The following is a 10,339-nucleotide window of genomic DNA, read 5'->3' as shown; positions in this document are numbered from 1 at the left end:
TGGAGGAGCCGGAGTCGCTGATCAGGCAAGGTGGACGACCATGCGCGGCATCGTGCCATACGGATTGATGGTTCCGGTATACTGTCTTGGGGGGTATGCAAAATGGAAGCAAAAGAATTTCAGAAATGGGTTGCAAAGTATTATGAGAAGAGAGGCTGGGCGGACCTGAACATCTTCGTGAGGATCGGCTTTTTATCCGAAGAGACGGGAGAAGTGGCCCGTGCCATCAGAGCCCTTGAAATCGGACGTGACCGGCCGGATGAACTCCCCGGTTCCTATGCCGAAGGGAAACAGCAGTTAACAGAAGAACTCGGCGACGTGCTGGGCAATGTAGCCTTGATCGCAAATAAATACGACATAGACCTGGAAGAGATTTTCCTGGAACATAAAAATAAACTGTCGAACAGATACCGATGATGGTGATCAGACGCGGGAGGACGTGAAGACAATGGAAATCAAGAATCTTGCTGTGTTTTGCGGATCAAGCTCAGGGACTGATCCGATTTATATCGAGAGCGCCGAAAAGTTCGGCGAAGAACTGGCAAATGAAAAGATCACGCTGATCTATGGCGGGGCCCAAGTTGGCTGCATGGGCGCGCTCGCAGACACGTCTTTGCATCATGGAGGAAAAGTGATCGGCGTGATCCCCCAAAAGCTGAAGGACGTTGAAATTGCCCACGAGCATTTAACGGAGCTTTACACAGTGAACACGATGCACGAGCGGAAATCAAAAATGGCGGAGCTGGCGGACGGGTTTGTCGCTTTGCCCGGCGGAGCGGGAACGTTGGAGGAATGGTTTGAAGTATTCACCTGGTCGCAGCTGGGCTATCATTCGAAGCCATGCGGATTGTTGAATGTTAATAACTTTTTCGGTCCGTTGCTGGATATGCTGGACCATACGATTGAACAAGGCTTCATGAATGAAAAGTATCGGGAACTGATCATTGTGGCTTCCGACCCGAAAGAGCTACTGGAAAAAATGCATGCTTACCAACCGGGCCATGCAGTGAAGTGGACTTGATTCGAAAAGAGAGGGGCTGCCGCCCGCTCTCTTTTTATTTTGCCGTTGGATGTTTGGTCTCTTCATTAATGGCTGTGCAATGAAGAGGCTGCGTCGAAAATAATGAATAAAAGGATGGGTGCCGAATGGGCAAACCATCCTTTATTCGTGCGGTTTTGAAACACTTCTTTTAGTTGCGGAAAAAGCACTAAACGGGCACGCAGCATATTAGGAATACCCATTTGGCATAGATGGAAATATTAAGTTCGGATACTCATTTCCTCGCCGGACATGCTAAAGGCAGAAAAGGAGGGGAAACCACATGCCAAACAACGACAACAACTCGAACAAGCTTCTCGTTCCCGGCGTCCGCCAGGCACTCGACCAGATGAAGGAAGAGATCGCCCGCGACTTCGGCGTCCAGCTTGGCGAAAACACGTCAGCGCGTGCCAACGGATCCGTCGGCGGAGAAATCACAAAGCGCCTCGTTCGCCAAGCCCAGCAGCAGATGAAGGGCCCGCAAGAATAAAACCGATTTAACATATGATGGCCCGGCAAATGTCAGGCTATACTGGAACCGCCGACCGGACAATTTAAACGGTCGGCGGTTTTCTGCTTAATACAGCTTAGTCTTCAGACACTTTATGAAGGTAGATACGCTCATCAAACGCTCCCCGTTCTTCCGCTTTCTGTTCACGGATCATGTCCAGCTGGTGCGGTGTGGCGCCGTGTGCAACCGCAGTGGCATAGATGAGTTCCAGCATGTCGGCGAGCTCCTCAACGGCGGCAACGGCGTTGTCTGCCGCCAGGTATTCCTCCAGCTCTTCCCCGAGTTTCTTCCTCAGTTCCTGCATGTAGTCGGCATCATTCAGAACGCGGGTCTCCGGCTTCCTGCCATCCCGTTCGATGATTTCCGGGATCCGGTCGCGTACGAGTTTGTTATAGGTCGGCATATTGGACACATCCTTTCTATTCCATTTCATGAATAAAGCGTAGCATATCCGTAAGTAAAACTCGATTCGGACGGACCCTACGAGTGTTCCTTGGCACGGTTCTGTCGATACCTGCTTTGAATCCTCCTGGTTGCACCCTGAGTTGATCGATTCACTCTTCGAATAGGCCAATTCCCTCTGCGAGTAGACCGATTTTCCCTCCCAGCAGACCGATTCACTTTCTGAGTAGGCCGATTCACTTTCTGAGTAGACCGATTCACCCTCTGTGTAGCGGGTTCACCCTCTGAATAGATAGAACCTCGCTCCGAATAGATAGAACCACTCCCCGAATAGATTGAACCACACTCCGAATAGATAGAACCACTCTCTCTGAGTATTGACTAACCTCCCCGAGCAAATCGATTCCACAAAAAATCCCCTGTTTCCAGGGGAGGATACGGCTCACACTTATTTCACGCTCACTTCGCGTTCTCGTCCGGCTCGTGGATGCCGAAGAGGTTGCCTTCCGTGTCGGTGTAATAGCCTTGCCAGGCCATGCCGGGCAGGGCATATTTCGGGAGGGCGAGGGTGCCGCCGTTTGCCAGGATCTTCTCTTCTGTCGAGTCGTAGTCTTCCACGCTCATCGTGCAGGCGAAGGCGTTCAGCGGCTGGTTCTGTTGCGGCGGCGGGCCTTGACGCTGCATGAGGGCACCGTTGATCCCCGGCTCGTCTTCTGCTCCGGTAACGGCTCCGAAGTAGGTCATACCCGCATAGTCGGACCAGTCTTCGAACGTCCAGCCGAACACTTCCCCGTAAAACTTTTTCGCGCGTTCCATGTCGTCCACGTGGATTTCAAAATGAATCGGTTTGGCCATCATGATTTCCTCCTGGTTCTAGATCATGTCTGAATGCCAGCAACTTGAATCTGCCCGTAGTCCGATGCACCGTATTCCCGTTCTTTTCAAACTAAAATGCCCGGCTCTGCCCCCCTTCATCGAGACGCATACAGCATCCGTGTTGCCTCCGGTTATCTATTTCCCCATCTGCCTTCTGAACACCTTCCCGGGAAGCGCCGTATTTTCAACTGTCAGAAGGGTGAAACATTATCCATGTGCGGATCCCTTCTGTTTTCGTTATGCTGAAAGCAGGTTTGTTTCGGATTGGGGGGATTGGGATGTGGAAAAAGTATGGTTTGCTGCTCGGGGGGATCGGGGTTTCGAATTTCGGGAACTGGGTGTATCTCGTGGCGCTGAACCTGCTCGTGCTGGAGATGACCGGGTCGGCGGCTGCGGTCGCGGGGTTGTACATCATCGGTCCGGCCGCGCGGATTTTGACGAATTTGTTCGCGGGGTCAGTGATCGACCGGTCGGACAAGAAACAGATGATGATCGGCTCGGACGTGCTGAGGGGGCTCCTCGTGCTCCTCATGCCGTTTGCGGGGTCGATCTGGCTTGTCTATGCGCTCGTGTTCTGTACGAATGCGGTCGGGGCGTTCTTCGGCCCGAGCTCGACGTTCGTCATCACGAAGCTCGTGCCGGACGGGGAGCGCCAACGGTTTAATTCGTTCATGGGGATGATGAACTCGGGGGCGTTCGTGCTCGGCCCCGCGACTGCGGGCGTGCTCATCCTGGCGTTCGGGACGACTTGGAGCATCTTCCTGAACGCGGCGACATTCCTCGTCTGCGCGCTCTGCATCGCCCTCCTCCCCTCCGTGACGGATGAGCGGGACGGCAAGATCGGCGGCCGATTCGGATGGAGGATGATCCGGGATGACTTCTTCGCCGTCCACCGGTTCACCCGCGCGGAACCGTTCTTTTTCCGCATCTACCTGCTGTTCCAGGTGACGCTCATGGTCGCGTTTGCGCTCGACTCCCAGGAAGTGACGTTCCTGAAGCAGGATCTTTCGCTCGATGACCGGCAGTATGGCGTCATCGTCAGCATCGCGGGCGTGGGGTCGCTCATCGGCGCGTCGCTGGCGGCCACATTTGCCAAAAAGGTCTCGCTGCAGATGTACATCGCCGGCGGCATGGTGATGACGATGGCGGGCTACACCGCGTTCTACAGCTCGGCCGGTTTCTGGACCGCCACCGCGGCATTCATCGTGCTGGGTGTTTTCATGGCGTTCTCCAATGCCGGCTATGAGACGTTCTACCAGCGGAGGGTGCCGACCGCGCTCATGGGGCGTTTCGGCAGTCTCGCGGCGATTTTCCAGAGCGCCCTGCAGATTCTTTTCACACTGGTGCTCGGCATCACGGCGGAATGGTTCACTGTCCAAGGCGCGGCAATCGGGTTTTCACTGTTGGCGGTCCTGCTGTCGGGCGTGCTGGCAATGGCCGTGATGGACCGCCGGAAGTCGGGATACTTCCGGGCGGGGCATGCGTGATCGAACGGGTGAAATAAAACCCGTGGCGTCACCGGGACTTATTGCCGGGGGGCAAACAAGATCACCGACACGCCGATGATGCAGATGGCGGCGCCGATCCAGTCGTAAAGGTCGGGCGTCTCCCGGTCGATGCCCCAGGCCCACAGGACGGAGAGGACGATGAACACCCCTCCGTAGGCGGCATATACCCGGCCGAACGTCGGGAAGGTCTGGAAGGTGGCGATGACGCCGTACGCCACGAGCGCCAGGCCGCCGATGGCTCCCCAGTAGGACGGCTTGCCCTCCCTCAGCCATTGCCAGATCAGATAGCCGCCGCCGATTTCGACCAGTCCGGCGAGAACGAAAATAACTGCTGCTTTTATCACGAGTGACCACATCCGTTCAGTCAACGATTGACGTAGATATATTACTATAAGGATAACCTGTTTGAAGATACAGAGGAACCCATGGAGGATGATGCAATGAAAGCGGAAGACAATCTTGAGAAATACGCGGACCCGGCCGCCTATGACGAGCGGTATGGCGGATTTTCGGCCGATGTGGAACTGATCCTCGACGAACTGCCGGAAAGGCCGGCGAGGATCATCGACCTGGCGTGCGGCACGGGGCGCATTTCCCTGCCGATCGCACGTAACGGATACGAGGTGACCGGGGTGGATCTCCATGAAGGGATGCTGGAGCGTGCAAAGGAGAAGGCCGGGTCTGAAGGGCTCGACATCCGGTTCCTGCGCCAGGACTGCCGGCATCTGGACCTCCCGGCTCCGGCCGCGCTCGTCGTCATGGCGGGAAACTCATTCCAGCACTTCCTGACGAACGAGGATCAGGACCTGCTGTTTGAATCAGTCCGGCGCCATCTCACACCCGGCGGCCGGTTCATCTTCGACACGCGCAATCCGGTGATGAGCGAACTGGCGGAGCCGGACCATTATGAAGAAGTGGTGGAGACCGGCGGACAAGCCGTCCGTGAAGAGCATACAGAAACGTATGACCCGGTGAGCCAGATTCTGCACTGCGAGACCCGATCGTCGGACGGGGTGTCCTCCAGCCGGGATGCCATCTCGCTCCGCTATACGTATCCGCTCGAACTGGAACGGCTCGTCCGTCAGCACGGCTTCCTCCTTGAGCACCGGTACGGGGACTGGCGGCGGGGCAAGTTTTCGCCGGAGAGCGGACAGATGGTGTGCGTCTGCAGATTGATGTAGATGATTGATGGGGCTAAGAGACCGATTCGTTCATTTAACAGGCCGATTCCGTCCGCTAAGAGTCCGATTGATCCGATTTAGAGCCCGATTCCCGCTTTTAAGAGACCGATTACCCTACACCCCCTCACCCGGAGGCATCCCAAAACGGGCGCAGTCATCCTTTCCCGACTGCGCCCGTGTTTTATTCCGCAATGGAGCGTTTGATCACTGCATGGTAAATCGAAAACGCGAGGGTGCTGCTGAGGAAGATGACGATGGCCATCGGCAGGGCGTTCTGGTCGCCGGCGATGCCGACGAGCGGTGAGACGAGCCCTCCCCCGGCGAACGGCAGGATGCCGAGGAACGCCGATGCGCTGCCGGCGATTTTGCCGTGGTTCCCCATCCCGAGCGAGAAGCCCGTCGTGTTCACCACACCGACGCTTGAGACGACGAGGAACAGGCCGACGAGCAGCACCCACATCGGCATGGAGAGCAAGACGGCCGCGACGAGCAGCAGGCCGCCGGCGAAGGAGGCGCTCACGCCCCACTTCATCATCTTGACCTCACTGACCGCAGCCGACAGCCTCCCTGTGAGCTGGGCGGCGATGATGATGCCGATGCCGTTGACCGCGAAGACGATCGAGAACTGCTGCGGCGTGATGCCGTAAATATTCTGCAGGACGAACGGCGAACCCGCGATATAGGCGAACATGCTCGTGGAGACGAATGCCTGCGCCAGCGCAATCCCCATGAACGCCCGGTCTTTCAGCAGGATGCCGAACGAACCGAACGTTTCCGAAAGGCCGCCGGTTTTCCGGTTCTGTTCCGGCAGGGTCTCCGGCAGGCTGAAGGCCACGGCGAAGAGCATGACGACGCCGATCGCGGCCAGGATCACGAAGACGAACCGCCAGGAAGCGAAGTTCATGACGATGCCGCCGAGCAGCGGGGCCAAGATCGGGGCGGCCCCGTTGACGAGCGCCAGCATCGCGATGAACTTCGTGAGCTCCTTGCCCGAGTAAAGGTCGCGGGAAGCGGCCCGCGCAATCACGATTCCCGCCGCGGCCGAGATTCCCTGGATCAGCCGGAGGCCGACGAAGATCCACACATCGCTGCTGAACACGCAGAGCAGCGACGCCACCGCATAGACCGCCAAAGTGAACAGCAGCGGGCGTCTTCTTCCTTTGATGTCGCTCATCGGGCCGAACACGAGCTGACCGATCCCCAGCCCGATCAGGGCGGCGGTGATGCTCAGCTGGGCAAAGGATGCCGTCGTCCCGAAATCATCGGCCACGCCCGGCAGCCCCGGCAGATACATATCCATGGACAGGGGCCCGAATGCCGTCAGTGACCCGAGCAGCAGCACCATCCAAAGCCGGTTATGCCGGATCGGGAGCTGCCGGTCTCCGGTTGCCTCGTTCATCTCGCTCATACTCTCTTCATATCCTTTCGTGAACCTCTTCATCGCATCATTATAGCAATTCCTCCCCGGCCGTGCCGGTCCGTTTTTTCGGATTGACATGACAATCTGCTCTATGATGGGCTGTTTAATTTCAGATAGAGGTATATTCCCCCTCCCCCTGTCCCACACTTGGCTCACAACCAATCGGGCAGGGGGAGTTTTCATGTTGAAAGTTGAGCTTCCGGTGATCAGGAAGGCTGCGATTTATTCGAGGGCGACTTATTGGGGCAGGCGGCCGCTCCATGCGTCCCGTGAAGAGAATGAGCAGACGCTCGTCGGGCTCATCGGGCGGCACTGTGAATATGAGATTTTCCGCGAGGGCAGCAGTTTCAAGGAGAATGCATCGGCGATGGCGATTCTGCGGTCGGTCGATGAGGGTGAGTTCGATGCAATCGTCGTTCCCCATATTTATTCGTTCGGGCTGGCGGTGAAATTCGACTGGGAGACGATATTCGGACTCGTCGTGCTGCGCGGCATTCCGATCATCACGCCGGATATTGTGTATTCGACCGAGACCCTTTCGGATCTGAACGAACTGCGGTTCCAGATGGAGGCGATGCGGCTTGAGCACGAAATGAAGTTCGGCTCGGTGTGGGACCGCGTGCAGCCGACATACACGCTGGATGCGAACCCTGTCCATCGCGGCAGCCTGTACGACAGCCGGACGGCGCGCCGCTCGCGCAAGGAATCCGGTCGGCGCGGAAAGGTCAAGGCGCTGCTCGCCCGTCAGGAAAGGAAGGCAGATCCGCTCGTCTGAGGCTCATATGATTACAGTAAAAAGACGCTCCGGATGAGTTCCGGAGCGTCTTTACATTCGATCGCTTTTCAGAAGCGAATACATATACAGATCATCAAATTTGCCCTGTGTATATTCGTAATGGCGCAGCAGGCCTTCCCGGAGAAAGCCGTTCCGCTCGACCAGCCTGATGGATGGCCCGTTCTCCGGCTCGATCAGCGCTTCAATCCGTTCAAGCCGCAGTTGGCTGAAACCATACTGGACGACTGCGCGCAATGCCTCACCGGCTATTCCCCGGCCCCAATAATCATGGCTCAGTTCATATCCGATCTCTGCACGGAAATGCCGGGCTTCACGATTGAGAAATCCGCAGCTTCCGATCATTTTGCCCGTGTCCTTTAACGTGATGCCCCAGCGGACCCCCGTCCCTTCCCCGACAATCGACTGGTACCAGGCGATTTCCTCCAGTACGTCGTCCGTACTCCCGAACGGGTCCATCCCGGTATGCTGCATCACCCGCTCATCCGACAAATACCGGAGCATGTCTTCTGCATCTTCGGCTGTCGCTTCGCGAAGGATCAATCGTTCCGTTGAAATCACGGGAAACTCTTTGTTCAAACAGTCCACCCCCCCGCTCCCCATTATACCGGATTTCACTCCGGTCATCGGTGGAGCTTAGGATTCCGGGAGGCTGTTTCCTATCTTTCTTCACTTTGATATTCCAGGATGTCGCCCGGCTGGCAGTCGAGGGCCTTGCAGATGGCTTCGAGCGTGGAGAAGCGGACGGCCTTCGCCTTGCCGTTTTTCAGTACGGACAGATTTGCCATTGTGACGCCGACTTTCTCGGACAGTTCGGTCAGACTCATTTTCCTCTTTGCCAGCATGACGTCCAGGTTGATGATGATTGCCATGGATGCCTCCTCAGACCGTCAAGTCGTTTTCAGATTTGATGTCGATTGCGTTCCGAAGCAGCTTCTCGAGAACCGCGGCAAAGACCGCCACCGTGAACGACGCAAACACCATGCCCATCCCGACGACGATGAGTCCCGGCGCGTCATCGATTTCAGCGAGCACATACACCGGCAAGAGCCCCGCCGTATAAAACAGTCCGATCAGGATGGCAAAAAGTTTGATCTTCTTCAGATCGGATACCGAGCCTTCCGAAAAGGCATCGTTCCGGTCGATCCGGTTCAGCAGCCTGAACGCCTGCCAGAGTGCCGCGAAAAAGATGAGGGCGGTCGCATAGAGAACGACGAGGAGACCGGTGACCGCATAGGCGACGTCCGTCCGGTAATTTGGAATGTCGATTGCGAGCTGCGGCAGCGCAAAGATACAGACGGCCAGGACAGGCAGTGCAAGCACGATGACCGCCGCCTTCAGGAACAGCGTTTCCCGCTTCATGAGAGGCACCTCGTTTCATTTGGGTACGATCAATTTACCACATTATTTATCGATAATCAATAAATAATTACCGATTTGCGATTTATTTTAACCGGTCTCTTTGGAAGAGCCTTGAAAATCGACAGTGTAATGAGGAATTTAGATTCGGCAACCGTCAAAAAATTGATGACTTGGAAAAGCAGAGGTATTTAGTGAATGAAAAATAATGTACTGGGCAAAGAGAATTTCGGCTTTTAACAACATATAGGGAGGATTCTATATGGACCTGTTACCACTTCAGCGGAGGGTTTTCATCAGGAAAAGAAAGAGAGATGATCCAGAAGCGGAAATCCAACCACCAGCGCTGCTCCCTTAGCGTCGCGCACCCTTTTCGGAACTTACTTCTTTACGAAAGGAATATTAGGACGTCTCACAGGGCATTCTTCGAGGTTTCTGGGGCAACTTGTCTATCATCAACAGACTCTTTTGCTTTGCTGGTAGTCGGCAGCAGATCTTTACCGGGCATATGTACATCGCACAAAGAAGAGACAGGACGGCCAGGAGATAAATGATCTCATTTTGGGTTCTGTTTTTTAGCTGGGGATTGCCGCTGTTTTCTTCCTGAAATAGATATAATGAATGAATATTCAGACGTTAAACCTGTTTCATTCGTCTAATTTTCGTTAAAGATTCGCCTGAATCTGTTGATTTTCGTTTAAGAAGTGGTAAATTGAAGTTACAGCTTATAATTTTCTTTCGCTTAATCTTGTTTTTCAAAGGGGTAGCGTTCGGGAGTGATGACCCGAACGCTATTTCTGTTTCTAGACACAAAAAAGCGCCCTGTTCAGGCGCTTTCAATGTAAGAAGTAGGACAAACCGCAGATCCTGGCTTTCTTCTAAATAGGTCTTTCCGAGCTTCCGTTACCAGATAGCGTTATTCTGCAACCACAGAGACGCCATATAGATCAGGGGTTTAAGCACAAAGTAGAAAAGAATCGCGGGGGTGATGAAGCCCTTTCCTCTCTTCTGTTGTCTTACAGCTTGTTTGTGTTTCTTTCGTTTAATCTTGGTTTTCAATTTAATAAGTTTCCCCCTTCAGGCTTAATAGAAAGCCGGGGGATGGGTTGTCCTACTCTTACTATCCTCTAAGGTACTTCATATTGAATCTCAGCATCAAGACCATAAATTTAACTTGCTTTTTATTAAAGTATCAGAATCAGCGTCGATATTGCTGATTCGTTATTTTTCGATGGAAAGCAACATGAAAA

The 10,339-nt window shown here is 54.8% G+C and carries 13 protein-coding genes; 6 read left to right on the top strand and 7 right to left on the bottom strand.

What is annotated here, in order from left to right:
* Window positions 1–102 precede the first annotated feature (102 nt).
* The 3 genes from B0B07_RS11130 (at window position 103) to B0B07_RS11120 (ending at window position 1,529) form a co-directional block, all read left to right on the top strand.
* A complete protein-coding gene (locus tag B0B07_RS11130) occupies window positions 103–417 on the top strand; it encodes a MazG nucleotide pyrophosphohydrolase domain-containing protein (RefSeq protein WP_076758962.1) in 315 nt (104 codons plus the stop codon).
* Between the two features lie 31 nt (window positions 418–448).
* The gene (locus B0B07_RS11125; RefSeq protein ID WP_084186658.1) at window positions 449–1,021 is read left to right on the top strand and encodes an LOG family protein; all 573 of its coding nucleotides are present in this window, start codon (window positions 449–451) and stop codon (window positions 1,019–1,021) included.
* A 301-nt stretch (window positions 1,022–1,322) separates the two neighbouring features.
* Entirely contained in the window at window positions 1,323–1,529 is a 207-nt protein-coding gene (locus B0B07_RS11120; RefSeq protein ID WP_076758960.1) for an alpha/beta-type small acid-soluble spore protein, read from the top strand.
* 97 nt (window positions 1,530–1,626) lie between these two features.
* On the opposite strand, the gene B0B07_RS11115 is transcribed toward B0B07_RS11120, so the two are convergent.
* Both B0B07_RS11115 and B0B07_RS11110 read right to left on the bottom strand, forming a co-directional pair.
* On the bottom strand, window positions 1,627–1,953 hold the full coding sequence (locus B0B07_RS11115; RefSeq protein ID WP_076758958.1) for a nucleoside triphosphate pyrophosphohydrolase: 327 nt from the start codon (window positions 1,951–1,953) through the stop codon (window positions 1,627–1,629).
* Window positions 1,954–2,411: 458 nt separating this feature from the next.
* The gene (locus B0B07_RS11110; protein ID WP_076758956.1) at window positions 2,412–2,807 is read right to left on the bottom strand and encodes a VOC family protein; all 396 of its coding nucleotides are present in this window, start codon (window positions 2,805–2,807) and stop codon (window positions 2,412–2,414) included.
* Window positions 2,808–3,106: 299 nt separating this feature from the next.
* Between B0B07_RS11110 and B0B07_RS11105 the strand changes: the two genes are divergently transcribed.
* Window positions 3,107–4,315, top strand: coding sequence for an MFS transporter (locus B0B07_RS11105; protein WP_076758954.1), 1,209 nt, complete (start codon window positions 3,107–3,109; stop codon window positions 4,313–4,315).
* Between the two features lie 38 nt (window positions 4,316–4,353).
* Here the strand turns inward: B0B07_RS11105 and B0B07_RS11100 are convergent, their stop codons facing one another.
* Window positions 4,354–4,692, bottom strand: coding sequence for a YnfA family protein (locus B0B07_RS11100; RefSeq protein ID WP_076759284.1), 339 nt, complete (start codon window positions 4,690–4,692; stop codon window positions 4,354–4,356).
* Window positions 4,693–4,776: 84 nt separating this feature from the next.
* Between B0B07_RS11100 and B0B07_RS11095 the strand changes: the two genes are divergently transcribed.
* Entirely contained in the window at window positions 4,777–5,517 is a 741-nt protein-coding gene (locus tag B0B07_RS11095) for a class I SAM-dependent methyltransferase (RefSeq protein ID WP_076759282.1), read from the top strand.
* A 181-nt stretch (window positions 5,518–5,698) separates the two neighbouring features.
* On the opposite strand, the gene B0B07_RS11090 is transcribed toward B0B07_RS11095, so the two are convergent.
* Window positions 5,699–6,925 carry a multidrug effflux MFS transporter gene (locus B0B07_RS11090; protein ID WP_234982368.1) on the bottom strand — a complete coding sequence of 409 codons (1,227 nt, stop codon included), beginning with the start codon at window positions 6,923–6,925 and terminating at the stop codon, window positions 5,699–5,701.
* Window positions 6,926–7,118: 193 nt separating this feature from the next.
* Between B0B07_RS11090 and B0B07_RS11085 the strand changes: the two genes are divergently transcribed.
* A complete protein-coding gene (locus B0B07_RS11085) occupies window positions 7,119–7,712 on the top strand; it encodes a hypothetical protein (protein WP_076758953.1) in 594 nt (197 codons plus the stop codon).
* Between the two features lie 51 nt (window positions 7,713–7,763).
* On the opposite strand, the gene B0B07_RS11080 is transcribed toward B0B07_RS11085, so the two are convergent.
* The 3 genes from B0B07_RS11080 to B0B07_RS11070 form a co-directional block, all read right to left on the bottom strand.
* Entirely contained in the window at window positions 7,764–8,309 is a 546-nt protein-coding gene (locus B0B07_RS11080; protein ID WP_144264343.1) for a GNAT family N-acetyltransferase, read from the bottom strand.
* 80 nt (window positions 8,310–8,389) lie between these two features.
* Entirely contained in the window at window positions 8,390–8,602 is a 213-nt protein-coding gene (locus B0B07_RS11075) for a helix-turn-helix domain-containing protein (RefSeq protein ID WP_076758950.1), read from the bottom strand.
* A gap of 10 nt (window positions 8,603–8,612) precedes the next feature.
* Window positions 8,613–9,092: a DUF2975 domain-containing protein gene (locus B0B07_RS11070; protein ID WP_076758948.1), complete on the bottom strand. Its 480-nt coding sequence runs from the start codon at window positions 9,090–9,092 to the stop codon at window positions 8,613–8,615.
* Window positions 9,093–10,339: the final 1,247 nt, after the last annotated feature.

The sequence above is a fragment of the Edaphobacillus lindanitolerans genome (genome assembly GCF_900156305.1).
Lineage (GTDB): Bacteria > Bacillota > Bacilli > Bacillales_A > Planococcaceae > Bhargavaea > Bhargavaea lindanitolerans.
Note: the sequence above shows the minus strand (reverse complement) of the source record. Positions and strands in the feature narration are given on the sequence as shown.